Source organism: Arthrobacter sp. CJL-S3 (assembly GCF_056711635.1).
In genome coordinates this window covers 3,774,643-3,798,112 of the sequence record NZ_CM160046.1, presented here as the reverse complement: position 1 = coordinate 3,798,112, position 23,470 = coordinate 3,774,643, and the positions used below count along the sequence as shown (strand labels likewise).

At 69.5% G+C, this 23,470-nt stretch carries 20 protein-coding genes and 1 riboswitch; of the genes, 9 read left to right on the top strand and 11 right to left on the bottom strand.

Going from position 1 to position 23,470, the window contains the following annotated elements; all coding sequences use genetic code 11:
* Positions 1-137: 137 nt before the first annotated feature.
* Genes AC06G6_RS17435 through AC06G6_RS17420 form a run of 4 tightly spaced genes read right to left on the bottom strand, consistent with a single transcriptional unit; the run spans position 138 to position 4,890 of the window.
* The gene (locus AC06G6_RS17435; protein WP_479828744.1) at positions 138-1,571 is read right to left on the bottom strand and encodes an ABC transporter ATP-binding protein; all 1,434 of its coding nucleotides are present in this window, start codon (positions 1,569-1,571) and stop codon (positions 138-140) included.
* Between the two features lie 2 nt (positions 1,572-1,573).
* A complete protein-coding gene (locus AC06G6_RS17430) occupies positions 1,574-2,356 on the bottom strand; it encodes an ABC transporter permease (RefSeq protein WP_479824168.1) in 783 nt (260 codons plus the stop codon).
* A complete protein-coding gene (locus AC06G6_RS17425) occupies positions 2,353-3,342 on the bottom strand; it encodes an ABC transporter permease (RefSeq protein WP_479824166.1) in 990 nt (329 codons plus the stop codon). The genes AC06G6_RS17430 and AC06G6_RS17425 overlap by 4 nt, the downstream gene beginning before the upstream one ends.
* A gap of 15 nt (positions 3,343-3,357) precedes the next feature.
* Positions 3,358-4,890, bottom strand: coding sequence for an ABC transporter substrate-binding protein (locus AC06G6_RS17420; protein WP_479824164.1), 1,533 nt, complete (start codon positions 4,888-4,890; stop codon positions 3,358-3,360).
* Between the two features lie 255 nt (positions 4,891-5,145).
* Positions 5,146-5,220: riboswitch (cyclic di-GMP riboswitch) on the top strand.
* A gap of 122 nt (positions 5,221-5,342) precedes the next feature.
* Between AC06G6_RS17420 and AC06G6_RS17415 the strand changes: the two genes are divergently transcribed.
* From AC06G6_RS17415 to AC06G6_RS17405, 3 genes are all read left to right on the top strand, one after another.
* On the top strand, positions 5,343-6,320 hold the full coding sequence (locus AC06G6_RS17415; protein ID WP_479824162.1) for an ice-binding family protein: 978 nt from the start codon (positions 5,343-5,345) through the stop codon (positions 6,318-6,320).
* A gap of 54 nt (positions 6,321-6,374) precedes the next feature.
* Complete coding sequence (locus AC06G6_RS17410; RefSeq protein WP_479824160.1) at positions 6,375-7,043, top strand: class F sortase; 669 nt, start codon at positions 6,375-6,377, stop codon at positions 7,041-7,043.
* Positions 7,044-7,132: 89 nt separating this feature from the next.
* Complete coding sequence (locus tag AC06G6_RS17405; RefSeq protein ID WP_479824158.1) at positions 7,133-7,477, top strand: hypothetical protein; 345 nt, start codon at positions 7,133-7,135, stop codon at positions 7,475-7,477.
* A 38-nt stretch (positions 7,478-7,515) separates the two neighbouring features.
* On the opposite strand, the gene AC06G6_RS17400 is transcribed toward AC06G6_RS17405, so the two are convergent.
* From AC06G6_RS17400 to AC06G6_RS17380, 5 genes are all read right to left on the bottom strand, one after another.
* Positions 7,516-8,283: an SDR family NAD(P)-dependent oxidoreductase gene (locus AC06G6_RS17400; RefSeq protein WP_479824156.1), complete on the bottom strand. Its 768-nt coding sequence runs from the start codon at positions 8,281-8,283 to the stop codon at positions 7,516-7,518.
* A gap of 9 nt (positions 8,284-8,292) precedes the next feature.
* Complete coding sequence (locus AC06G6_RS17395; protein WP_479828742.1) at positions 8,293-8,496, bottom strand: PEP-utilizing enzyme; 204 nt, start codon at positions 8,494-8,496, stop codon at positions 8,293-8,295.
* Between the two features lie 1,397 nt (positions 8,497-9,893).
* Positions 9,894-10,958 (bottom strand): PEP/pyruvate-binding domain-containing protein, encoded by a 1,065-nt coding sequence (locus AC06G6_RS17390; RefSeq protein WP_479824154.1) that lies wholly within the window; start codon positions 10,956-10,958, stop codon positions 9,894-9,896.
* 206 nt (positions 10,959-11,164) lie between these two features.
* A complete protein-coding gene (locus tag AC06G6_RS17385; RefSeq protein ID WP_479824152.1) occupies positions 11,165-11,629 on the bottom strand; it encodes an Hpt domain-containing protein in 465 nt (154 codons plus the stop codon).
* Positions 11,630-11,661: 32 nt separating this feature from the next.
* Positions 11,662-12,465: a DeoR/GlpR family DNA-binding transcription regulator gene (locus AC06G6_RS17380; RefSeq protein ID WP_479824150.1), complete on the bottom strand. Its 804-nt coding sequence runs from the start codon at positions 12,463-12,465 to the stop codon at positions 11,662-11,664.
* A gap of 170 nt (positions 12,466-12,635) precedes the next feature.
* Here AC06G6_RS17380 and galT point away from each other — a divergent pair, with 170 nt between their 5' ends.
* Entirely contained in the window at positions 12,636-13,811 is a 1,176-nt protein-coding gene (gene galT / locus AC06G6_RS17375) for a galactose-1-phosphate uridylyltransferase (RefSeq protein WP_479824148.1), read from the top strand.
* On the top strand, positions 13,808-14,989 hold the full coding sequence (galK, locus tag AC06G6_RS17370) for a galactokinase (protein WP_479824145.1): 1,182 nt from the start codon (positions 13,808-13,810) through the stop codon (positions 14,987-14,989). The genes galT and galK overlap by 4 nt, the downstream gene beginning before the upstream one ends.
* Before the next feature lie 85 nt (positions 14,990-15,074).
* On the opposite strand, the gene AC06G6_RS17365 is transcribed toward galK, so the two are convergent.
* On the bottom strand, positions 15,075-16,112 hold the full coding sequence (locus AC06G6_RS17365; protein ID WP_479828740.1) for a LacI family DNA-binding transcriptional regulator: 1,038 nt from the start codon (positions 16,110-16,112) through the stop codon (positions 15,075-15,077).
* Between the two features lie 207 nt (positions 16,113-16,319).
* Between AC06G6_RS17365 and AC06G6_RS17360 the strand changes: the two genes are divergently transcribed.
* The 4 genes from AC06G6_RS17360 (at position 16,320) to AC06G6_RS17345 (ending at position 21,995) form a co-directional block, all read left to right on the top strand.
* On the top strand, positions 16,320-17,276 hold the full coding sequence (locus AC06G6_RS17360; RefSeq protein WP_479824143.1) for a carbohydrate ABC transporter permease: 957 nt from the start codon (positions 16,320-16,322) through the stop codon (positions 17,274-17,276).
* Positions 17,277-17,288: 12 nt separating this feature from the next.
* Positions 17,289-18,230, top strand: a complete 942-nt coding sequence (locus AC06G6_RS17355; RefSeq protein WP_479824141.1) for a carbohydrate ABC transporter permease — start codon at positions 17,289-17,291, stop codon at positions 18,228-18,230.
* 78 nt (positions 18,231-18,308) lie between these two features.
* Positions 18,309-19,646, top strand: a complete 1,338-nt coding sequence (locus AC06G6_RS17350; protein WP_479824139.1) for an ABC transporter substrate-binding protein — start codon at positions 18,309-18,311, stop codon at positions 19,644-19,646.
* Positions 19,647-19,784: 138 nt separating this feature from the next.
* Entirely contained in the window at positions 19,785-21,995 is a 2,211-nt protein-coding gene (locus AC06G6_RS17345) for an alpha-galactosidase (protein ID WP_479824137.1), read from the top strand.
* A gap of 187 nt (positions 21,996-22,182) precedes the next feature.
* On the opposite strand, the gene AC06G6_RS17340 is transcribed toward AC06G6_RS17345, so the two are convergent.
* Positions 22,183-23,001 (bottom strand): glycoside hydrolase family 16 protein, encoded by an 819-nt coding sequence (locus tag AC06G6_RS17340; RefSeq protein ID WP_479824135.1) that lies wholly within the window; start codon positions 22,999-23,001, stop codon positions 22,183-22,185.
* Positions 23,002-23,470 lie beyond the last annotated feature (469 nt).

The window sequence follows — 23,470 nt, the reverse complement described above, 5'->3', positions numbered from 1 at the left end:
TCCACAGGACATGGCATCAGATCCTTAGCTTGTCCTTGGGTCCGGCCAACCATTCAAGCGGGTTGGACTGGCCGGCCCGATGCAACAAATACTCCTCAGGGCGGCTGCAACCGTCAATGGCTGGTGACACGGCCCTTTCACGAAGAGGTTGTCACCCCCGCGGCCGCACCCTGTTTCAGCCCGAGCGGTATCCGGCGGTGTGTGACGGCGTCGGCCAGGGCCACGTCGTGGGTGACCAGCAGCAGTGCGGCGCCGGTGCGGTCCACCTGGTCCATGAGGCAGCTGATGGTTTCCTCCTGGGTGATGAGGTCAAGGCGCGAGGTCGGCTCGTCGGCGAAGACCAGGGCAGGGTCCAGCAGCATGGACCGGATGATCGCCAGGCGCTGCAGCTCCCCTCCGGAAACCTGCCCGGGCCTGCGCTGCAGCAGTGCCGGGGCGAGGCGGAGCGAGGCCATGAGCTCGTCGAGGCGGCCCGTTGTCAGCCCGTGGCGGCGGAGGACGTCGCCGAAGGAATCCCGGAGCGGGACCCGCGACGCGAAGGCCGCGGCAGGGTCCTGGTAGAGCTTCTGCAGGCGGCCCCCGCGAAGCGCGGGGCCGTGGTCCACGCGGCCGGTGTCCGGCGGCAGCAGACGGAGCAATACATTGCCCAGGGTGGTCTTACCGCTCCCGCTGGCACCGCTGAGCGAGACCCGTTCGCCGGCGCCGACGGCGACGGACAGGTCCGCGAAGAGCTGCTGTCCGGCGAAGGCCTTGCCCAGCCCTGTCCCGGCAATGAGCGGCCGACCAGGTGCCTCTGCGGGCGGCTCGGCACGTTTCCACGAGTGCCTCCAGTGAGCAGGTTCGGCCGCCAGCAGCCGCCGGGTGTAGGGGTGCGCGGGGTCCGCCAGCACATGCCCGGCCGGGCCGTGTTCCAGGATGTGGGCGTCCTTCATCACCAGTACCTCGCCGCCGAGTTCGCGGGCCAGGTCCAGATCGTGGGTGATGGTGAGCAGCATGCCGCCCCCGCCAAGGTGCCGTTTGAGGAGTTCCGCCAGTTCAGTGCGGGACTGCAGGTCCAGGCCCTTGGAGGGTTCGTCCGCGATCAGTACGGGGGCGCCGCCGATCGTGGCGGCGGCGAACGCGACCCGTTGGGCCATGCCGCCGGAGAGGGTGTGCGGAAACGCCGCCGCGGCGTGTCCGAGTCCGAGGGAGGCGAGCAGGGTTCCGGCGGCACGCCGCCCGCTGCGCTTGTCCGTGGCGAACGTGGCCGCACCTTCGGCGACCTGCTCCCGGGTGCGCATGGTGGGGTCGAGGGCGAGCCCGGGTTCCTGCGGCAACAGGGCCATCACCGGTCCCCAGAGGGGGCGCCGGTTTGCCCGGTCGGCGAGGTCGTAGCTGCGGCCGTCGACGGACAGGTCGCCCCGCGCCAGGAGGTTGGCGGGGAGGGTTCCCATGATCGCGTGGGCCAGCAGCGACTTCCCGGAGCCGCTTTCGCCGACGATCGTCACCGGCATCCCCGGTTCGAAGTCCAGTCCGGCGACGTCGACCAGGACCGTGCCGGCATGGGTGACTGTCAGATCGTTCAGGCGCATGCTCACGGGCGGGCCTCCTTGTTTCGCAGGCTCAGCAGCCCGATCAGGATGGTGGCGAGAACCAGGACCGGGGCCAGGGACATCCAAGGGGCCTCGTGGTAGTAGGGGAACGCCTCGGTGACCATCAGCCCCAGTTCCGGGGTGGGCGGCCGGATCCCGATGCCGACGAACCCGAGGGTGGACAAGGCCAGGATGGAGGATCCGATGCCGAACGTTGCCATGGTGGTCAGCAGCGGCCGCAGCTCGGGCCAGAGGTGGCGGCGGATGAGGTGGGCGGGTCCCAGCCGGAGCATCCCGGCGGCCTCGACGGCCGGGCCGGCGAGGACGAGCCCGCTGCGGGAACGGACCATGCGGAAATACTCCACCCATTGCGCCAGGGCGAGCCCGACGTAGAGCGTCCACAGGTCACCGTTCGCGACGGCCGAGAAGATAAGGACCACCAGGAGGGCCGGAAGCGCAATGAAGGCTTCGGACAGGCCGTGCAGGACGGTGTCGATCCAGCCGCCGCGCCAGGCCGCGATGATGCCGGCGAGGGATCCGACCAGGAGGGCGGTGGCGACGCACAGAACGGCCATCAGCAGGGACAGCTGCGTGGCGTGGGCCAGCCGGGCGACGACGCTCCGGCCCAGATGGTCGCGGCCGAGCGGATCCGCCAGGCTGGGCGGTTCCAGGAAGCGCGACAGGTCCTGCGCTGCGTGGTCCGGCCAGGCCAGCGGCCCCGCGGCTGCGAAAAGCCCCAGCAGAACCAGCAGGGCAGCGGCCGCGCGCTGAGCGGGCGTGATCACAGAACCAGCTCCCTGCGGCGGGGACGGGGATCCAGGGCGAGAGTGCCCAGGTCCACGACGGTGTTCAGGGCGACCACGAGGAGGGCAAGGGCAAGGGCGGTCGCCTGGATCATGGGCAGGTCCCGCCAGAAGATCGCGTGCACGAGGGCGTGGCCCAGCCCGGGCCAGGCGAAGAGGCTTTCGACGACGACGACGCCCTCGATGAGGACCAGCAGCTGCACCCCGACATAGGGCAGCAGGGTCACGCTGGCGTTCCGGAGCACGTGGCGCAGGAACACCAGCCGGCCGCCCAGGCCCTTGGTCGCGGCGAACCGGACGTAGTCCGATTGCCGGATCTGGGCGACGGTGTCGCGGGTCACGCGGGCAAACAGCCCGGAGAGTCCGACGGCGAGTGTCACCGCCGGGAGCACGATGTTCCCGGCGTCGCCGTGCCCCGCGGCGGGAAGCACCCCGAGGTGGACCGAGAACACCAGGATCAGGACCAGCCCGAGCAAAAAGGGCGGCAGCGACCGCGCGCCGGAGACCCACAGGGTCGTGAGCCGGTCCAGGATCCCGCCGGGACGGGACGCAGCCAGCGCGCCGGCTGTGGCGCCGGCAGTCAGCGCGATGGCCAGCGCGGCGGCGGCGAGCTGGAGGCTGCTGGAAAGATACAGGCCGAGTTCGCCGGCGACGCTGGCGCCGGTGACCAGCGAGGTGCCCAGATCCAGGGTGAGCAGGTCACCAAGCCAGCCGAGGAGCTGCTGCCAGGCCGGGCGGTCCAGCCCCAGTTCCGCGCGGACCGTGTCCGCCGAGGCAGCGGTCGCCTGGTCGTAGCCGTAGCGCCCCGCGGCGATGCGGAAGGCGATGTCGCCGGGGAGGCTTTGGATGATGGCGAAGCAGGCCGTGGAGACGAGCAGGACCACCGTCGCCGCCTGGATGGCGCGTTGCCGCATCACGCGCAGGGCTGGGCCCGCGGGGGCTCGGGGTGTGGGTGGTGAGAAGTTCATAAGTTTCATCCCTGCCTACTTTGCCCAGGTCAGCTCGGTGAGCCGCCAGGACCGCTCGAACGGGTCTAGGGCGAGGCCCTCCACGCGGTGGCTCACCACAGCGCTCTGCCGGTACCAGGCCACCGGGATGATGGGCAGTTCGCTCTGCAGGATGTCCGTCGCCTGCCGCCGCCCGTCCTCCAGTCCCTCGGGGTCGGTGCCGCGGGCCATGGCGTTCAGCGTTGACGTCAGGGTGGCGTTGTCCCAGCCCATGGCGCCGTAGTCGGCACCGGTGGGTCCGAAATCGTCGGCCAGAGTCACCAGGGCGTCGGGGACGAGGGCGTAGTTGCGGGCATACAGTCCCAGTTCGAGAGAGCCGTCCTGGTGCCCGGCCGGGATCTCGCTGGAGTTGCCGACCTTCACGTCGAGGGCAATTCCCAGGTCCTTCAGCTTCGCCTGGATGGCGGTAGCAATGATCGGCAGTTCCGGGCGGTCCGGGAAGGTGCGCAGCGTGACAGCGAACTTTTCGCCGTTCCGCTCCAGGATGCCGTCGCCGCCGGGCTGCCAGCCGGCCCCGGCCAGAAGCTCCCGCGCACCGGACGGGTCGTGGGCCAGGGGTGTGATGGAATCCCGGTGCCACTCCGGGAGGGAGGGCGGGAAGAGCTGGGTGGCGGCCATCTCCGGGTCCCGGAGCAGCGCAGTCGCCATCGACTCCCGGTCCAGCGCCATGCTCAGGGCGCGCCGGACCCGCACGTCACCGAGGATCGTGTGGCCTGCGTTGACCTTGAGCAGGATCGTGCGGGGCAGGGTGACATCGGCGATGGTCAGCTTGCCGGCCTGTTTGAGGCGCTGCAGGCTGGTCGGGTCCATGCCGAAAGTGACATCGGCCTGGCCGCTCTCGGCCATCAGCGCCCGGCTTTCCGATCGTCCGGCGGCCTGGTAAGCCACCTCGGCGATGGCCGGCTTCCTGCCCTGCCAGTGCTCGAACGCCGTCAATTCAATGGTGGACGGCTGCTCCAGCCGCTCGACCCGGTAGGGGCCGGAACCGACGACCTTGGTCACGGCCCGATCCGGGCCGTAGGAGCTCGGGGCGAGAATCTGCGTGCTGGTGTGCGCCAGCACGGCCGCCAGCGGGGCGAACTGCTGCGACAGCGTTACCCGCACATCCCCGCCGTCGGCGGTTATTGCCGCGACAGGAACCGTCGCCAGCGGGGTTCCGGCCTTTGTCCGGGCGGTCTCCAGCGCGGCGGCGACGGAGCCAGCGGTCACCGGCGTTCCGTCATGGAACATGGCTTCGGGGCGCAGCGAGAAACGCCAGGAGAGTCCGTCGGGGGACACCTCCCAACCGGTGGCCAGTCCCGGCTGCAGTGCGCCGCGGAGGTCGGCGTCGACCAAGGTTTCGGCGACCTGCAGGCGGGTGAAAAACCCGCCGCTGGTGGAGGGGTCCAGGCTGTGCAGCTCGAACTGTCCCACGACCTTCAGCGGCCGCTGTGCTGCGTGGCTGCTTGGGGCGCCTTCCCCGGCGCATGCCGCCATCACCGCGACGGCGGCTGCCGCCGCGCTCAACATTCTTACCCTGCGCCAAACCATCTGCCGTTCCTCTTCCCTCGCCAACTGACTGTCGTCCGCCGGTCAGCCTAGATGCAAATGATTATCAATAGCAATCATGTCGAAAGAGGTCCGCATCGCCTTGCTAATAAGAATTGTTCTCATGTAGAGTCGCGGCCGGCGGGACTGAACATCTAATCCGTCGGCACAACGCGTCAACTCCTCCGCAGTGGTGACGGGCTGTTAGGGTTGCCGAAGACCGAGCGAGCATCCGCTCATCGACAAGGGCAAACCGGGTGCGAATCCGCGACGCAAAGCTACGGGACCCTCGCGGTCGGCCGGGCCGCCGATCAACAAGGGACCCCACTTTGCTTTCGAAATCTTCTGCCCACAGCCATGCTCGAATCGAGTCCGGTGATGGATCCGGCCAGCAGCGACTCCGCCGGCGACGCCGGACCGCGGTGGGGGCCGCCATGGGTGCATCTGCGCTGCTGGCATTGGCACTGGTGGGGCAGTCTCCGGCGTACGCCGCTGACGCCCCGGTCGGACTGGGGACGGCAGCCGGGTACTCCGTCCTGGGCGGAACAACAGTCACCAACTCCGGACCCACGACCCTGGCGGGAGACCTCGGGGTGAACCCTGGCAGTGCGATCACGGGCTTTAAGCCGGGCCTCGTAGCCGGCGCCACCCACGCGGCCGACGCGCACGCCCTCCAGGCCCAGTCCGACCTGACCACCGCCTACGACGACGCAGCAGGCCGGGCCATGACCGCCAGTGTGGCCGGTGACCTGGTCGGGAAAACCCTGACCCCGGGCGTCTACAAATCCACCGGCCCGCTCTCCGTCAGCGGCGCGCTGACCCTGAACGGCCAGGGGAACCCGAACTCGGTGTTCATATTCCAGGTCGCCTCAACCCTGACGACCGCCACGGCAAGCAGCATCGTACTGACCAACAGTGCCCAGGCCTGCAATATCTACTGGCAGGTCGGTAGCTCCGCAACGCTGGGCACAGCGTCTACGTTCAACGGCAACATTCTGGCCCTGACCTCCATCACGGCCACCACCGGCACCACCGTCCAGGGCAGGGCACTGGCCCGGAACGGGCAAGTGGCGCTGGATACAAACGTCTTCACCATGCCCGGCTGCGCCACGGCTTCGCCCTCGGCCTCAGCGACGCCGGCAGCATCGTCGGTGCCCTCCGCAGCCGCCACGGCAGCGTCGGCCCCGACACCTTCGGCGTCGCCCGCTCCCGCCGCTGGGGCGATGAACGCCGGCCCGGGTACCGGAACAGACGCCGGAACGGGTACAAGAACGGGCCGTGGCGTGAATATTGATACCGCGGCAGAAACCCCTGCCTCCAACGCAGGGATGGTTTTCGGCGCGGCAGCCGCGGGGCTCATCGGGGTGTGGGTGCTGACCCAGGGAAGGCGCCTGTTCCGACGGAACAAGTGACGCCGCAGCGAAAGCACGCGCGCGCCACCGCGGTGGCGACGGGTGACGCGGCCGGTGGGTGACCAGACCGCGGCCGAAGGCGCGTCGGGCATGGCCTCCGTCCGCCGCCGGCCACGAACCGGGATGATATTCGCTGGGGCGCTGACAGCGGCTGCGCTGGCCGCCGCGGTCTACCTCACGGCCGGGCCGGCTTCGCCCCCGCCCGCGGCGGGACCCGCCCCGGTGACGGCACCGCTCGCACCCGCCGACGCCCCGCTGACTGCGGAGGCGAGCACCCCGGCACCCCAGGGATCCGCGCCGCTGCACATCACGTATCCGGTCATCGGTATGGACCAGGACGTGTTGCCGCTGACACCGCAAGACCTGGGACCGCAGGCGACAATCGTTCCCCCGCTGACGGCGGACGCGTACTGGCTCACCCCTTACGGCAGCCCGGGCTCCACCGACACCACGTACATCATCGGCCACAGCTGGGAGGGCCGCGACTCGGCCTTCAACCACCTCAGCAGCCGGGCAAAGCCGGGAAACCGGCTGACCGTCACGACTGCGGCCGGACCGGCAACCTACACCGTCAAGACGATCACCACAGAAGACAAGAACACGCTCAAAGACAGCCGCATCTGGGACAGGATCCCCAACCGGCTCATTCTGGTCAGCTGCTACACCGCTGACCTCCGGGGAACCAACATCATCGTCACCGCTGATCTGGAACCGCTTCCCTGACGGTGCACGCGCGGGAACCCGCGGTGGGTTCGGCCGCGCTCAGGCGTTAGCACCCGCCATCCACCGGTGGTCCGTGGCAGAATTCGGCCATGGAGCCCATGGATTGTCTGGTCATCTACGTTCCCACCGCAGCGGCGCACGCCGTCCGGCAGGCCATCGGCGACGCCGGGGCGGGCAGGCTGGGCAACTACTCGCACTGCTCGTTCAGCGCCGAAGGGACCGGACGCTTCACCCCGTTGGAGGGTGCAAACCCGGCTATAGGCACCATCAGTTCCCCCGCGGAGGTGCCGGAAACCCGGATCGAGGCAATCTACCCGCGCTCCCGCCGCGACGCCGTCGTCGGCGCCGCACTGTCCGCGCATCCTTACGAGACGCCGGCGTTCATGACCTTCCCGGTCGACGGCAGCCTGCCGGACGGAACAGGCCCGCTGTAACCGGAGGCCTCCCGCCGGTCGCCCCCGGCCGTGCACCCTCAGAACAGCGTGGCGCCGGTGAGCCCGGCGAGGATGTCGGTGAGCCTGTCCTGAAAGCTGGTGTCGGTGACCGCCGGGGCCGGCTTCTGCGGCCGGCGGTGGTGCCAGTACTTGCCGGAGACCAGGGCTGCGGGGTCGTTGCTGACGGCGAGCCAGGTCTGGGTGTCCCCGCCCAGGTCGAGGTCGTCAGGGGCGCCGGCGCCGCCCATCCTGGTGGGCACCCAGCCGGGGTCAACGGAGTTGCTGAGCACGTCGGGCCAGTGTCGGGCGACGGCTGCGGAGAGCGCGGTCACGTGGAGCTTGCTCTCGGAGTAGGCCGCGCTGGCGTTCCAGCGCCGTCCGGTCCAATCGATGTCGTCCAGATTGCCGCCGGCGCCGCGGTGCATGCCGCTACTGAGGTAGATCAGCCGGCCGGGCCGCTCGATCAGTGCGGTGAGGATGTACGGGGCGAGAACATTGACGGCCAGGGTGCGGGAATGCCCCTCCGTGGTCGCGACGCGCCCCGGCGAGAGGTAGACGCCGGCGTTATGGATGACGGCGTCCATCCGCCCGTGCGCGTTGACCTGCCCGGCGAGGTCCCGGGTTTCGGCGGCGCTGCTGAGGTCACCAATCACGATGCCGGCCGCCTGCGGGGCGAGTTCAGCGAGCGAGGCCGAACGTTCCCTGGTGCGGGCGTGCAGCAGGACCTCGTGGCCCTCCTCTAGCAGCGTCCGGGCGTTGGCGAGGCCGAGCCCGTCGGTCGAACCGGTGATAAAAACGCGAGCCATGCGCTGATTCTAAACGGATCCGCCCGCGGCCGGACCGGGCCCCCGCTCGATCGTGACCGTGCCGGCGTCGCCGTCGACGCGGATCCGCTGGCCGCTTGTGAGCCGCTGGGTGGCCACCCCGGTGCCCAGCACCGCCGGGATCCCGTACTCGCGGGCCACGATGGAGCTGTGGCTCAGCGGGCCGCCGACGTCGGTGACCACGGCGGAGGCCATCGCGAACAGCGAGGTCCAGGCGGGCGTGGTGATGCGGGCGACCAGGACGTCTCCGGGCACCATCTGGGCGAAATCCTGGGGGCCGCTCAGGACGCGGGCGGGGGCACTGACCCGGCCTGAACTGGCGCCGGCGCCCTTGATGATGTCACTGGGCTGGTCCTGCGGGCCTGCCGGCATCATGGCCCCGAAGGCCCGCTCCATCCACCGGCTCTCCGGGAGAAGCTGCGGGGCGGCAGCCCGGGCCTGGCCCCGCCACAGCATCTTGCGCTCCTCGACGGCCCCGGCGCGGACGGGCCGCTCTGCTCCGGTAATGGCCACCGCGCCCGGCCCGGCAAGACCGAACTCGACGGCGCTGCGAAGCTCCCGGTGGCGCAGCCAGAACACGTCGGCAGGTTCGGCGATGACACCGGAGCCGACCAGCCGCCGGCCGAGCTCGAACAGCATCCGCCGCAGCAGCGGCCAGGCCAGGCCGACGTCGGCCAGGGCGTCCTCGCGGATCGGGTTGGCGTTTTGTGCCCAGCGCAGCAGCCGGAGGAACAGAGCCCGGCGGCGCGGCCCGAGCCGTTCGACTGCCCGGCTGGTCAGATCCTCCCGGCGGGCGGCCGACAGGCGCTGACGCTCATGCGGGTCGCTGCCCTGTCCCCGGAGGTAAAACTTCACCGTTTCCAGCAGCGGCGCGGGATCGTCGGCCGGCACCGGGGTGACGAAGTCCAGGTTGTAGACCGCATGGCCGAACCGCCCGAGGTGGTCCTGGAAGCGGGGATGCCACTGCTGCCAGAGTGCCGGGTCGACGCCGGCGGGCGCGTTCCCGGTGCGCTGCGCCTCGGCCAGTGCCGTCGTCGGCGCATCAAGGATTGCCGTGGCCAGTCCCGGCACGCCCCGGGCCCAGGCTGCCAGGTCGTACAGCGACTTTTCCGCCCGGATGGGTTCGCTGTCGTAGCCGAGCAGGAATGTCTGGGCGGGGGGATCCCCGTCGCGCCGCACCAACTTGTCGTAATACGCCCGGAAGGACATTTCGCTGGTGGCGGCGACCGGAATGATGGACTGCACGGCCGTGTAGTAGACGGCGCCGGCGTCCAGCAGCGCCTGCACACCCGCCAGCAGTTCCTCGCCGGAGAGCTCCCCGACGGGTGTCGCCGACCAGTCCTGGATCACCCGCTCGTAGCGGGGATGCGAGAATTCCCGCCACCCGGCCACTCCCATGTGCGCCTTGCCGCGGATCAGGGCCCGTGCCGCGGTCACCGTTTTGGCCGTCACCCGCCACATCGCCGAGGTGCGGTAGTAGTAATAGGCGTAGCCGTTGATCGTGGGCAGCCCAACGTCCTCCGCGCCGAGGATGTTCTTGCCGACGGCCCCGGCCAGCAGCGCCCGCAGGGACCGTGACACCGAGCCGTCGATCAGGTCGGCGAACAGCGGCGAGAGCGGATCGGGCAGCTGTTCCACGATGCTCGCCCGGAAGTAGAGCCCCTTCGGGTAGGGCACCGGCCACGTATCCGGGGTGTCGGCCGCCGGTTCCGGCAGGGCGGTGATGGGCCGGGACTGCAGGATGAAGAACTCCCCGCCGGCCCGGCCCATTCGATGTCCTGCGGCACCCCGAAATGCTCCATGATCCGGGTTCCATAGCCGGCCAGCTCCGCGGCCGCACCGTCGTCCAACACGGGCTGAGGGCGGCGCTCCGCCGGCACCGGCTCCTCCCGCGTGCCGTGCTCCGCGTAGACCGTCATGACCTGCTTGTCCGCTGTCCGGCGGGAGATCACCCGCCCCGTCCCGGCTTCGACGACGACGTCATCCGTGCTGACCGTTCCGCTGACCACGGACTCGCCCAGGCCCCACGCGGCACTGATCACGAGCTGGTCGCGGCGCCCGTTGGCCGGGTTGGCGGTGAACATCACCCCGGCCGCCTCGGCCCCGATCATCCGCTGGACCACGACGGCGAGGCGGACCGTGCCGGGCCCGATGCCTTCACGGGCCCGGTAGGCCATGGCACGCGCCGTCCACAGCGAGGCCCAGCACTCTGTCACGGCCGCGGCCAGGGCCTCCATCCCGGCGACGTTGAGGTAGGTTTCCTGTTGCCCGGCGAAGCTGGCCGAGGGGAGGTCCTCGGCCGTGGCGGAGGAGCGGACCGCCACGGCTGGATCCCCGTGGCCGAGCAGCCCGTAGGCGGTGCCGAGTTCCGCCGCGATGGCGGCCGGCATGGTTCCGCCGGCGAAGAGGGCGCGGATCCGCGTCGCGGCCTCCTCGTAGTCCTGCGGTGCCGCGTCCGGTGACAGCGCGGCCAGCTCCTGGATGCCGGCCCCGAGGTGATTGGCTTCCACAAAGTCCGCGTAGGCTGCGGTGGTCAGCACGAACCCTGGCGGGACCGGCAGCCCGGCCTGGATGAGCCCGCCCAGTCCGACCCCCTTGCCGCCGGCCAGGGCGACGTCGCCTGGTCCCACATCGCCGAGGTTGTTGATGTAGGTCATGACAGTGCCTCCTTCGGCCCGGAGCCGGGGCGCCTCCCTTGGGCCTGATGCCCTATCACTTTTGGTGCCCATCCGCGGGTTTTAGCAACCAGGAGTGATAGGGCAACCGGGAGGCGAGGCGGGGCTCCTTCCTTGAGCCTGATGCCCAACATACTGGCACTGCCGCAGGCAAGAGGCCAGAGCTGCGGGCGGCGCCTCAGTCCGGCTCAGGGGGCAGGCGCCGGGCTCTTGGCGTCATCGGGAAAAGCGGCTGCGACGGCGCCCGCCAGGGCCGAGGTGAAATCGGCTGCGAGCCGGGGGAGTGCGCCGGCACGGGGAATCCGGTGTCCGCGGAGTTCCACTTCAAGACCTTCGCAATAGAGGGTCACCTGCTCCGCTCCGAGCATGGCCGAGCTTGCCTTGAGGTTCAGGACGGCGTCCAGGGCGGACACCGGGTCTGCCAGTGCCAGCGCTGCGTCCACCTGGGTGAGGCGGCGCTCGAGCAGGTTGAGGAAATCACGCGCGAACCTGGCGGCGGCAGTACTCCCCACGTGTTCGATCAGGGTGTGCAGCACCAGCGGGTTCAGTACCGCTGCTGCTGTGCGGCCGGCGCCGGAGGGCGGCTTCGCGGCCTGGTGATCGGGCTTAGGTGCCTCGGGCAGCGGTTTGTTCATAGCGTCCCCCAACGTCATGCTGCCAGCCTAGTCGGTGGCCCGGTTCAGTCCTAACGGCCCGGCTGCTTTGAATCGCCCCGGGCCCCGCCGCCCGCCAGCCGCAGCCGGCCCACCCGCTCACCCAGGATCCGCCGGGCCTCGCCGGGCAGGCCCTCGTCGCTGATGAGCTCATCCGCCTCCTCCAGGCCGGCGATGGTGCTGATGCCAAAGGTGCCCCACTTCGTGTGGTCGGCCAGCACCACCACCCGGCGGGCGGCGGCCACGAAGGCGCGGTCCGTCTCGGCCTCCAGCACGTTGGGGGTGGTGAACCCCGCGTCGGCATCGACGCCGTGGACGCCCAGGAACAGGACGTCCAGGTGCAGCTGTTTCAGGGCAGCGGTGGCCAGCGGACCCACCAGGGCATCCGAGGGCGTGCGCTCGCCGCCGGTCAGGATCACGGTGGACGGGGACGAGCTCTGGTGGAAGACGTCGGCAACGCGCACCGAGTTGGTCACCACGGTGATCCGGGGCCCGGCGGACAGCAGCTGCGCCAGCGCCCAGGTGGTGGTGCCCGCGCTGAGTCCCACCGCCATGCCCTCGCGCACCTGGGCGGCGGCCTCGTGGGCGATCGCCATCTTCTCGTCCTGCAGCTGGGTCACCTTCAGCTCAAAGCCGGGCTCGTGCGTGCTCACGCCGCCGGGCAGCTTGGCGCCGCCGTGGATCTTCTCCACGGCACCCGCCGCATCCAGCGCCTCGATATCCCGCCGGACGGTCATGAGGGACACACCCAGCAGCTGTGCGAGATCCGCGACGCGGACAATCCGCTCGCGCTGGACCTCCGCGATGATGGCGGAGTGGCGGGCTGCGGCTAGCATTCTGCATCCTTCGGGGTGTGCCAGGCAGGGGAAAACGGGGAAGTGGACGGCGGCGGCTGCGCAGGCTTCCTCCTCCACATCCTAACTTCCACGCACGCCAAAAGCCCACACTTTCTGCTTCATTTTGTTCTCTATTGTTTGAAAATGTTTTGTCGTGTACAAATGTAAGCATGACGCGAACCACGATGACCCGGCTGGCCGACGGCCGCGAGATCCTCTACTTTGACGACGCCGGCTCCGCCGAGCGGCCCGCCGCATCCCTCGTGGACCACCGCGAGCTGCCCGCCCGCCCGGAACCGGGCCAGCTGCGCTTCGATGCGCTCAGCCGCGAATGGGTGGCTGTCGCGGCGCACCGGCAGTCCCGGACCCATCTGCCGCCGGCGGACCAGTGCCCGATCTGCCCGACGACGCCGGCCAACGAGACCGAGATCCCGGCGCCGGACTACGACGTCGCCGTCTTCGAGAACCGCTTCCCTTCCCTCGGCCCGGACACGCACGCGGTCCCCGCGGCGCCGGCCTGGGGAACCACCGCGCCCGCCGTCGGCCGCTGCGAGGTGGTCGCCTTCACCCCGCAGCACACCGGATCCTTCGCCGAACTGGGCTGGCGCCGCACCCGCACGGTGATCGACGCCTGGGCCCACCGCACGGAGGCGCTCAGCGCGCTGCCCGGCATCCAGCAGGTCTTCCCGTTCGAAAACCGGGGCGCGGACATCGGCGTCACCCTGCACCACCCGCACGGCCAGATCTACGCCTACCCGTACGTCACGCCCCGCGCCGCGGTCCTGGCCGCCGCGGCCGGCGACTATTTCGAGACCTCGGACGGCACGGCGAGCCTGACGTCCTCCCTGCTCCGGGCCGAGCGCGGCGACGGCAGCCGCATGGTGCTCGAGGGCGAACACTTCAGCGCCTACGTCCCCTTCGCGTCCCGCTGGCCGCTGGAAGTCCACCTCGTCCCGCACCGCCAGGTCCCGGACCTCGCCGCCCTGGACGGGGCCGAGCGCGACGAACTGGCGCAGCTCTACCCGGAACTGCTGAAGCGCTTCGACGCCCTGTACCCGACGCCGACCCCCTACATCGCGGCCTGGCACCAGGCACCGCTGGAGCCGGCCCTGCGCCGGGCTGGCCACCTGCACCTGCAGCTGACCTCACCCCGCCGCGCCGCGGACAAGCTCAAATACCTGGCCGGCTCCGAGGCGGCCATGGGCGCGTTCATCAACGACACCACCCCCGAATCCGTCGCCGCCCGGCTGCGCGAAGTGGCCGGTGCAGGCGCCAACGACCGCGCCAGTGCACCGGCCGGCGCCGGCACCCGCGCCGCCCTGACTCCGGAAGGCGCCCCCGCATGAACCCCGGCACCCGCACCGACGCCGGGGCCGGCGGCCTGGTGGACCTGGCCAGCCGCTTCGAGGCCACGTTCGGCGCGGCCCCGGCCGGCGTCTGGGCCGCCCCCGGCCGGGTGAACCTGATCGGCGAGCACACCGACTACAACGAGGGCTTCGTCCTGCCCTTCGCCATCGACAAGCGGGCGACGACGGCGGTCCGGCCCCGCGGGGACTCCACCATCCGGCTGCTCTCCACCGCCGGCGGCGAGGGCATCGTGGCGGCCGACACCGGCGCGCTGGTCCCCGGCGCCGTCACCGGCTGGGCCAAATACCCGCTGGGTGTGGTCTGGGCGCTGCAGCAGCGCGGCATCAAGGTCCCCGGCTTCGATCTCCTCCTCGACTCCGACGTCCCGCTCGGCGCGGGGCTGTCCTCCTCGCACGCCATCGAATGCGCCGTCGTGACAGCCCTCAACGAGCTCACCGGCGCCGGACTGACCGCCGAGGAGATGGTCACGCTCACCCAGCACGCGGAAAACGCCTTCGTCGGCGCACCGACCGGCATCATGGACCAGTCGGCCTCGCTGCGCGGGGCCGGCGGGCACGCCGTCTTCCTCGACTGCCGGGACCAGTCCGCGCAGCTAGTGCCGTTCCAGGCGCGGGAGGCCGGACTCGTGCTGCTGGTCATCGACACCAAGGTCTCGCACTCCCACGCCGACGGCGGCTATGCCTCCCGCCGCGCATCCTGCGAGCTCGGCGCCGGGGTCCTCGGCGTCGCGGCGCTGCGGGATGTCGCCGTCGCGGACCTCGAGGCGGCCGGCGGGCGGCTCGACCCGGTGACCTTCCGGCGGGTCCGGCATGTCATCACCGAAAACGACCGGGTGCTGCAGGCGGTGGACACGCTCCGGTCCCACGGCCCGGCCCGCATCGGGCCCCTGCTCGATGCCAGCCACGCCTCCATGCGCGACGACTTTGAGATTTCCTGCCCCGAGCTGGACCTGGCCGTGGACACCGCCCGCGGCCACGGCGCCATCGGCGCCCGGATGACCGGCGGCGGCTTCGGCGGCTCGGCCATCGCCCTGACCCCGGTGCGGGACGAGCAACGGGTGCGCGACGCCGTCGTCCGCGCCTTCGCGGAGGCCGGGTTCACGGCACCGGACATCTTCACCGTCACCCCGGCCGCCGGCGCCGAGCGCCTCTCCTGACGTCCATTGCTCCTCATGACGTCCATTGCTCCGCAACCGCCCTTTTGACCCCTCAAAACGGCGGTTGCGGAGCAGTCGATGGGGGCTAGGCCGTCGCGGCGCAGCCGCAGGACTGCCTGATCCGCAGCTTGGTCGGGAACGTGCGGTGCCCGGACGGCTGGCCCCGGCTGGCGCCCACCAGGGCCTCGACGGCCGCTTCCGCCATCACCCGGACCGGCTGTTCCACGGTGGTGAGGGCGGGCCAGCTGTATTCGGCCTCGGCCGAGCCGTCGAAGGAGGTCAGGGCGATATCGCCGGGCACCGTGAGCCCGGCTTCGTGGATGGCGCGCAGGATGCCGATTGCCTGCATGTCGGAGCTGGCGAAGACGGCGGTGGGCCGGTTCGCCGCGGCGAGCAGCCTGCGGCCGACGGCGTAGCCGCCCTCCCGGCTGAACGGACCGCGGACGATGGGGCCTTCCGGCAGCCCGGCCGCGGCCAGCGCCTGCAGCCAGCCCTCCTCGCGGAGGTCGTAGTCTCCTGCGGTATTGGTGCCCATGGCGAGGGCGATGTTCGAGTGCCCGTGCCCGATCAGGTGCTCCACGGCCATCCGGGCGCCGGCGGCGAGATCGACGCCCACGCTGTTGAAGCCGGGCGCCTGGCGGCCGTGGTTCAGGAGCACCGCGGGGATGTCGGCCGATTCGAGAGCCTCGAGGTCCGGTTCGAAGAGCACGCTGGCGAGCACCACACCGTCGACCTGGCGCGAGGCGAGGTTGCGGATGTTGCGGCGCTCCTTCGTCAGGTTGCCGTCGGAGTTAGTCAGCAGCAGCGCGTAGCCTAGCTCGGCGGCGGCGTCCTCCACGGCGTGGGCCAGCAGCGAGAAGAACGGGTTGGTGTTGTCCGGGATGACCAGGCCGATGGTCTCGCTGGAGCCCAGTTTCAGCGCCCGCGCGGCCGCATTGGGCCGGTAGCCGAGGATCCGGATGGCATCCTGCACCTTCGCCTCGGTGCCCGGCGCCACCTTTTTCGGTCCGCCGTTCACCACATAGCTCACGACGGCGGTGCTGACGCCGGCATAGCGTGCCACGTCCTTGCGGGTCACCGGGCTGCGGTGGTTGGGCACTACCGGTGTCGTCATGGCTTCCATGCTAGTCACAGGGCCGATCGCTCAAGGGGAACCTCTCGATATGCACGTTTCCGACAGTGTCGCACGCCAATCTACTCGAGTCAACGGTTACCGGCGGGTACAAGAAAAACCAAACATTTACGGTAAATATTGCTTGCCAGCTCAAATCTACTCGTGTAGATTCAATTCCAGTTGTTACCCACATCACACCACCAGGAAGAGTCAACGATGACTACCATCACCAAACTTCCGGATCCCGTGGCTGGCGGATCCAAGCCCTCGCACCGCGGCAAGGCTTCCCGGCCCGGCCGGGGCCGCCGCCTCGGCGACCTGCGGATCGCGCTGCTGTTCATCCTCCCGGCCATGATCGGCTTCGTTGCCTTCTACCTGGTCCCCACGATCCGCGGCGTCTACCTCAGCTTCACCGAGTACAGCGTCCTGGGGGATCCCACCTGGATCGGCACGAAGAACTACACCGCGATCTTCGCCGACGAGCTGTTCTGGAACGCCATGGCCGTCACGCTCCAGTACGTCGGCCTGAACATCGGATTCCAGACCGTCATCGCCCTCGGACTGGCGCTCCTGATGCACCGGGTGGCGAAATCCACGCTCATCCGCGGCGCCCTGCTGCTGCCGTTCCTGGTCGCCAACGTGATCGTCGCGCTGCTGTGGTTCTGGATGCTGGACTACCAGATCGGCATCGTCAACGAGATCATCAACTGGTTCGGCCTGCCCCGCATCGCCTTCTTCGGCAGCGAGCAGTGGGCCATCCCCACCATCGCCGGCGTCAACGTCTGGCGGCACATGGGCTACACCGCGCTGCTGATCTTCGCCGGGCTGCAGTCCATCCCCAACCACGTCTATGAGGTCGCCTCCCTGGACGGCGCCTCGCCCACCCGGACCTTCTGGAGCATCACCATGCCGCTCCTGCGCCCCGTGCTGGTGCTGGTCCTGGTGGTTACCGTGATCGGGTCCTTCCAGGTCTTCGACACCGTGGCCGTCACCACCGGCGGCGGCCCCATCAACGCCTCCCGCGTCATCCAGATGTACATCTACCAGAAGGCCTTCGGTGAATCCGATTTCGGCTACGCCTCGGCCCTGTCCGTCATTCTCTTCGTCATTCTCGCCCTCGTGGCCTTCATCCAGATGAAGTTCCTCAAGGGCAACGAATCGGATCTGGACTAAGGAAACCACGCCATGACAACCTCAGCACTCTCCCGCAAGACGCCCTCCAGCAAGCCCGGCCTCCGGCCCGCCGGCAAGAAGCCCTTCAACTGGCGCCGTGCCGCCGCCTGGACCCTCGTCGCCGTCGCCGTCGTCGTGACGGTGGCACCGTTCCTCTGGATGCTCCGCACCGCGCTTTCCAGCAATGCATCGCTCGCCTCCAACGCCAGCAACCTGCTGCCGGCGGACTTCAGCCTTGGCGCCTTCAAGCGGGTCCTCGGCCTGCAGACCGCGGAGGAGGCCATCGCCGAAGGCGGCTCCGGCGCCGCCATCAACTTCTGGCTGTACCTGCGGAACTCCGTCATCTTCGCCACCGTCACCACCGCCGGGCAGGTGTTCTTCAGCGCGATGGCCGCCTACGCCTTCTCCCGGCTCCGCTGGCCCGGCCGCAACGTGGTCTTCGGACTGTTCCTCGCCACCATGATGGTCCCGCCGATCTTCACCGCACTGCCCAACTTCCTCATGATCAAGAACCTCGGCCTGCTCAACACCTTCGCCGGCCTGGCCCTGCCGTTCCTGTTCATGACCCCCTTCGCCATCTTCTTCCTGCGCCAGTTCTTCCTCTCCATGTCCCGCGAGGTGGAGGAAGCGGCCATGCTCGACGGCGCCAAGCACGTCCGGATCTTCTTCCAGATCGTGTTGCCCAACGCCGCCGCCCCGCTGGCGACCCTGGCCCTGCTGACCTTCATCGGCCAGTGGAACGAATACTTCTGGCCGCTGCTGGTGGGCCAGAACGAAAGCGTCCGCGTCCTCACCGTGGGCCTGGGCGTCTTCAAATCCCAGTCCCCGCAGGGCGCCCCCGACTGGTCCGGCCTGATGGCCGCGACGCTGATCGCCGCGCTGCCGGTGCTCCTGCTCTTCATCGCCTTCGGCAAGCGGGTGGTCAACTCCATCGGCTTCTCCGGCATCAAGTAACCCCCGCACCCCCGAACCCACAAAACCCCCTGCCCCACGCACCTCCCCACCACTGTGCACATCCCTGAAAGGTTCACCATGAAGAAGACCCTCGGCGCCGTCGCTGCCGCCGCAGCCATCGCCCTCTCCCTGTCCGCCTGCGGCGGTTCCGCACCCTCGGCCGAGGCCAAGGGTGAAATCAACTACTGGCTCTGGGACGCCAACCAGCTCCCCGCCTACCAGCAGTGCGCGGACGATTTCACCAAGGCCAACCCGGACATCACGGTCAAGATCACCCAGCGCGGCTGGGACGACTACTGGACCACCCTCACCAACGGCTTCGTCGCCGGCACGGCCCCGGACGTCTTCACGAACCACCTCTCCAAGTACCCCGAGTACGCCGCGAAGAAGCAGCTGCTCTCCCTGGACGACGCCGTCGCGAAGGACGGCATCAAGCTGGAGAACTACACCAAGGGCCTGCCCGAGCTGTGGGTCGGCCAGGACGGCAAACGCTACGGCCTGCCCAAGGACTGGGACACCGTAGGCCTGTTCTACAACAAGGCCATGGCCGACACCGCCGGCCTCAGCGCCGAGCAGATGGCCAACCTGGACTGGAACCCGCAGGACGGCGGCAGCTACGAGAAGGCGATCGCGCACCTGACCGTGGACAAGAACGGCGTGCGCGGCGACGAGGCCGGCTTCGACAAGAACAACGTCGCGGTCTACGGCCTCGGCCTCGCCGGCGGCGGCTCCGGCCAGGGCCAGACCGAGTGGAGCTTCCTGACCGCGACCACCGGCTGGACCCACACCGACAAGAACCCGTGGGGCACCGAGTTCAACTACGACGACCCCCGCTTCCAGGAGACCATCGCCTGGTGGGCCGGCCTGATCGAGAAGGGCTACATGCCCAAGCTGGAAACCACCGTCGGCGCCAGCCTCGCGGACAACTTCGGCGCCGGCAAGGCCGCGATCAACACCACCGGCGACTGGCTGATCGGCCAGTACCAGAGCTACAAGGGCGTGGAAACCGCATTCGCACCCACCCCCAAGGGGCCCGAAGGCAAGCGCGCCAGCATGTTCAACGGCCTGGCCGACTCCGTCTGGGCCGGCACCAAGAACCCGGCCGGCGCGGTGAAGTGGGTCGAATACCTCGGCTCCACCGCCTGCCAGGACGTCGTCGCCGGTAAGGCCGTGGTCTTCCCGGCCATCACCAGCTCCTCCGAGATCGCCGCCAAGGCCTTCGCCGCCAAGGGCACCGACGTTTCCGCCTTCACCACCCACATCAAGGACGGCACCACGTTCCTCTTCCCGATCGCGGACAAGGCAGCCAAGGTGGACGGCATCATGAAGCCGGCCATGGACGCCGTCCTCGCCGGCAAGAAGCCGGCCAGCTCCCTCACGGAAGCCAACAACCAGGTCAACGCCCTCTTCAAGTAGGGCCCACCCGCCCCGGATGCCGCCGCCACCTCCTCGCGGCGGCGGCATCCGGTCTTTCCCTTTTGCACCACCCCTTTTGAACCCCCAGCACTTGCCCCGCGTCCCGGACGCGCCCCGAACCACCGAAAGAGACCCGCCATGGAACCCCTGTACCTCCGCTCCGCCAGCACCAGCCTGGTGATCAGCTTCGACAGCGGGGAGGCCGAGGTCATCCACTGGGGTGCCGACCTGGGCGACTCCCTGCCCGACCTGGCCGTCCTCGGTGCCTCCGTTTCCAACTCGGCGGTCGACGCCGCCGTCCCCGCCGGGCTCCTCCCGCAGGCCTCCTCCAGCTGGCGCGGCCGCCCCGCCCTGCGCGGGCACCGGATCGCCGACGGCGTTCCCGGCTACGACTTCTCCGCCCGCCTCCGGGTGGCGGAGGTAACCCCGGACGGCGCCGGCGCCGTCGTCATCATCCAGGCCGACGCCGACGCCGGGATCCGCGTCGCGTCCGTCCTCACCCTGCACGACGGCGGCCTGCTGGAACTGCGCCACACCGTCACCAACACCGGCACCTCGCCGTACCAGCTCGACGAACTGGCCACGGTCCTCCCGGTGGCGCCGGACGCCGTCGAACTCCTGGACCTGACCGGGCGCTGGTGCCGGGAACGCCACCCGCAGCGCCGCGCCATTGAGCAGGGCACCTGGGTGCGAACCGGCCGGCACGGCCGCACCGGCCACGATTCCTCGCTACTCTTCGCCGCCGGAACCGCCGGCTTCGGCAACCGCCACGGCAGGGTCTGGGCCACCCACCTCGCCTGGAGCGGCAACCACGAACAGTTCGCCGACACGATCGGGGACGGGCGGACCATGATCGGCGGCTCCGAACTGCTCGGAGCGGCCGAGGTCATCCTGGGCCCCGGCGGCAGCTACACGACGCCCGCGCTGTTCGCCGCCTACTCGGACCGCGGCCTGGACGGCATCAGCGAGGCCTTCTACGCCTGGTTCCGGAACCGGCCGCACCACGTGCTGCCCTCCGCGGCCGCTGCCGGACACCGCGCCGGCGCCGGGAAGCCGCGCCCGGTGGTGCTGAACACCTGGGAGGCCGTGTACTTCGACCACGACCTCACCACCCTGATCGAGCTCGCGGGCTCCGCCGCGGAGCTCGGCGTCGAGCGGTTCGTGCTCGACGACGGCTGGTTCCGTGGCCGCCGAGACGACACCGCCGGGCTCGGCGACTGGTACGTCGACGAGACCCTCTGGCCGGCCGGGCTCACCCCGCTGATCGACGCCGTCACCTCCCGCGGGATGGAATTCGGGCTGTGGGTGGAGCCGGAAATGGTCAACCTGGACTCCGACGTCGTCCGGGCCCACCCGGAGTGGATTGTCGGCCCCTCGGTGCAGAGTTACAAGGACGGCGGGCGGCTGCCGCTGGAGTGGCGCCACCAGCACGTCATCGACCTGGTCAACCCGGACGCCTGGCAGTACATCTACGACCGCGTGGATGCGCTGCTGCGCGAGAACAACATCAGCTATCTCAAGTGGGACCAGAACCGGGACCAGCTGGAGCACGGCCACGCCGGCCGCGCCTCGGTGCACGAACAGACCCTCGCCGCCTACCGGCTCTTCGACGCGCTCAAGGCCGCGCACCCCGGCGTCGAGATTGAAAGCTGCTCCTCCGGCGGGGCCCGCGTGGACCTCGGCATCCTGGAGCGGACCGACCGGATCTGGGCCTCGGACTGCAACGACGCCCTTGAACGGCAGACCATCCAGCGCTGGACCGGCCTGGTGGTCCCGCCGGAGCTCGTCGGCGGCCACGTCGGCCCCACCACCTCGCACACCACGGCCCGCACGCACGACCTCTCGTTCCGCGCCCTCACCGCCCTGTTCGGGCACTTCGGGATGGAATGGGACGTCCGGCAGGTCCAGGGGGCGGAGCGTGCGGAGCTCAAGCGCTTCATCGGCCTCTACAAGGAGCACCGCGGCCTCATCCACTCCGGCCGGATGGTCCGCGCGGACCTGGCCGACGCGTCCCTGATGCTGCACGGTGTGGTGGCTGGCGACGGCGGGCCCGCCGTGGCGGGCTCGACGGCGGCGCTGTTCACCCTGGTCAGCACCCGGACCTCAGCCGCCGAGCAGCCCGGCCGGATCGCGATCCCGGGCCTCGCCGCCGATGCGGCCTACCGGGTGGAGGCGGTCTTCCCCGCCCCGGGCGACGCCGACTACGCCCACACGTTCACCCAGGTCCAGCCGCCGGCGTGGCTGGAATCCGGAGCCACGGCCAGCGGCCGGTTCCTGGCCGAGGTGGGCCTGCCGATGCCCGGCCTCAACCCGGAGCACGCCCTGCTCCTGAAGGTCACCGCCGCCTGACCCCGCCCCCACCCATCCCACCCATCGCACCCATCGACTGCTCCACAGCGGCCCTTTTGAACCCCCAAAACGGCCGTTGTGGAGCAGTCGATGGGGGGCTCACAGAGTTATCTGGCTCGTTTGTCGCTGCGCTCATGAGCTCACGTACCGGGCCGCCGCCGACGCCCCGCCGCTATGCCGGGACCGGCTACTGCCACGCCCGCACGTAGTCCACCCTCATGCTGCCCCGCTTGCCGAACATCTGCGAACCCTCCGCAACGCCCACATTGAGGAGTAGATAGTGGGGGCTGTTGCCGTCGCTCGTGGCATAGGAGTGAACGCGCCGGCCGTCATAGTAGATGTCGTTGGCTCCGGCCTTCCGGTGTAAACCGTACGTGTGGTATGCCCCGGCCAAGCAGTCGGAGTTCAGCCGCTTTTTCGAACCCTCCGCCGAGTGATAGACGCTCCACATATCACCGGCGAGGGCCTCCGCTATGTCGATTTCTCCGGTTTGGGGAAACCGCTGCCCCACTGTCCACCACGCCGGCCAGTTGGGGATCCTGCTGCTGCAGGTTCCAGGGAAGTAGATCCGCGCTTCGACGAAGCCGCTGGTGAACTCGAAGCCCGAGTGGCCGGGTACGCCGTCTTTGGGATTGGTGGAGAGGAGTGCGCCGGACTCGGAGTCGGTGAGCTGGAGAACTGCTTCGCCGTTGACAACCTGTACGTTGCTCGAACAGGTCTTGACGTTGTTCATCACCGATTTGGGGTTGCAGTCATTGAACCAGTAGGGAGTCCAGAATGTTGTGTCCAGGGTGTCGAACTCGTCGTCGAAGACCAGATTCCACGGGCCGCCAACGCCGAGCGGAACCCGATGCGTTGTGTCCAGGACCGGTGCGACTGTCAGCAGATCAGCGCCAGCGGGATTGCCGGTTTCTGCTTCGGCGGAGGTGTCTGCACCATTGTCAGGAGGAGGCGCTTCCGTTGGGATGCCGGCCCCGCCATCGGAAGGTGGCGGCTCTACCGGCATGTCAGCTCCGAAGGCGCTGGAGGCCGCTGGATCGACGGCGGCAGATTCTGGTGCCGTGTTTCCAGCGTCAGCAGGTGGCCGCGCAATGGGGAATGCAACCTGAGTTGCGCTCCCTGACAACCCGGTCAGGATGAGCAGGCAGCACAGCCAGTGCGTTGAGTGGCCCCTCGTGGGAGAACGACGCCCCGGGGCAGGGCCAGTATGCTGCCGATGCTGTGGTCCTCTGTCGTGCGGTGCCCACCCCGTGGCACCGGACGCTGCGAGGGCTGGTTGCACGTTGTCCCTCCATAACGAATTCGGCAGGCAGCTTGATCCGCGTCTCTCGGTTCACGTTATAAGCCCTTCTGCGGCAGGTCAGCAGTACCGGCCACTTGTCTATTTGGCGTCCTGCTCTCGGAGCGGCCCCTCGGATTACTTGGTTCGCGTCAGCTGCCGGAGCCGGACAACGCACCGACGATATCCACCTGTC

What these genes read in the sequence shown, in the direction of transcription:
- AC06G6_RS17390 (WP_479824154.1), bottom strand. Translation starts at nt 10,958, where the DNA reads ATGACCTACATCAACAACCTCGGCGATGTGGGACCAGGCGACGTCGCC.
- galK (WP_479824145.1), top strand. Translation starts at nt 13,808, where the DNA reads ATGAACCCCGGCACCCGCACCGACGCCGGGGCCGGCGGCCTGGTGGAC.
- AC06G6_RS17435 (WP_479828744.1), bottom strand. Translation starts at nt 1,571, where the DNA reads ATGCGCCTGAACGATCTGACAGTCACCCATGCCGGCACGGTCCTGGTC.
- AC06G6_RS17420 (WP_479824164.1), bottom strand. Translation starts at nt 4,890, where the DNA reads ATGTTGAGCGCGGCGGCAGCCGCCGTCGCGGTGATGGCGGCATGCGCC.
- AC06G6_RS17405 (WP_479824158.1), top strand. Translation starts at nt 7,133, where the DNA reads ATGGAGCCCATGGATTGTCTGGTCATCTACGTTCCCACCGCAGCGGCG.
- galT (WP_479824148.1), top strand. Translation starts at nt 12,636, where the DNA reads ATGACGCGAACCACGATGACCCGGCTGGCCGACGGCCGCGAGATCCTC.
- AC06G6_RS17355 (WP_479824141.1), top strand. Translation starts at nt 17,289, where the DNA reads ATGACAACCTCAGCACTCTCCCGCAAGACGCCCTCCAGCAAGCCCGGC.
- AC06G6_RS17385 (WP_479824152.1), bottom strand. Translation starts at nt 11,629, where the DNA reads ATGACGTTGGGGGACGCTATGAACAAACCGCTGCCCGAGGCACCTAAG.
- AC06G6_RS17350 (WP_479824139.1), top strand. Translation starts at nt 18,309, where the DNA reads ATGAAGAAGACCCTCGGCGCCGTCGCTGCCGCCGCAGCCATCGCCCTC.
- AC06G6_RS17415 (WP_479824162.1), top strand. Translation starts at nt 5,343, where the DNA reads ATGGGTGCATCTGCGCTGCTGGCATTGGCACTGGTGGGGCAGTCTCCG.
- AC06G6_RS17400 (WP_479824156.1), bottom strand. Translation starts at nt 8,283, where the DNA reads ATGGCTCGCGTTTTTATCACCGGTTCGACCGACGGGCTCGGCCTCGCC.
- AC06G6_RS17340 (WP_479824135.1), bottom strand. Translation starts at nt 23,001, where the DNA reads ATGCCGGTAGAGCCGCCACCTTCCGATGGCGGGGCCGGCATCCCAACG.
- AC06G6_RS17380 (WP_479824150.1), bottom strand. Translation starts at nt 12,465, where the DNA reads ATGCTAGCCGCAGCCCGCCACTCCGCCATCATCGCGGAGGTCCAGCGC.
- AC06G6_RS17395 (WP_479828742.1), bottom strand. Translation starts at nt 8,496, where the DNA reads ATGGCCTCCGCCGTGGTCACCGACGTCGGCGGCCCGCTGAGCCACAGC.
- AC06G6_RS17425 (WP_479824166.1), bottom strand. Translation starts at nt 3,342, where the DNA reads ATGAACTTCTCACCACCCACACCCCGAGCCCCCGCGGGCCCAGCCCTG.
- AC06G6_RS17365 (WP_479828740.1), bottom strand. Translation starts at nt 16,112, where the DNA reads ATGGAAGCCATGACGACACCGGTAGTGCCCAACCACCGCAGCCCGGTG.
- AC06G6_RS17360 (WP_479824143.1), top strand. Translation starts at nt 16,320, where the DNA reads ATGACTACCATCACCAAACTTCCGGATCCCGTGGCTGGCGGATCCAAG.
- AC06G6_RS17345 (WP_479824137.1), top strand. Translation starts at nt 19,785, where the DNA reads ATGGAACCCCTGTACCTCCGCTCCGCCAGCACCAGCCTGGTGATCAGC.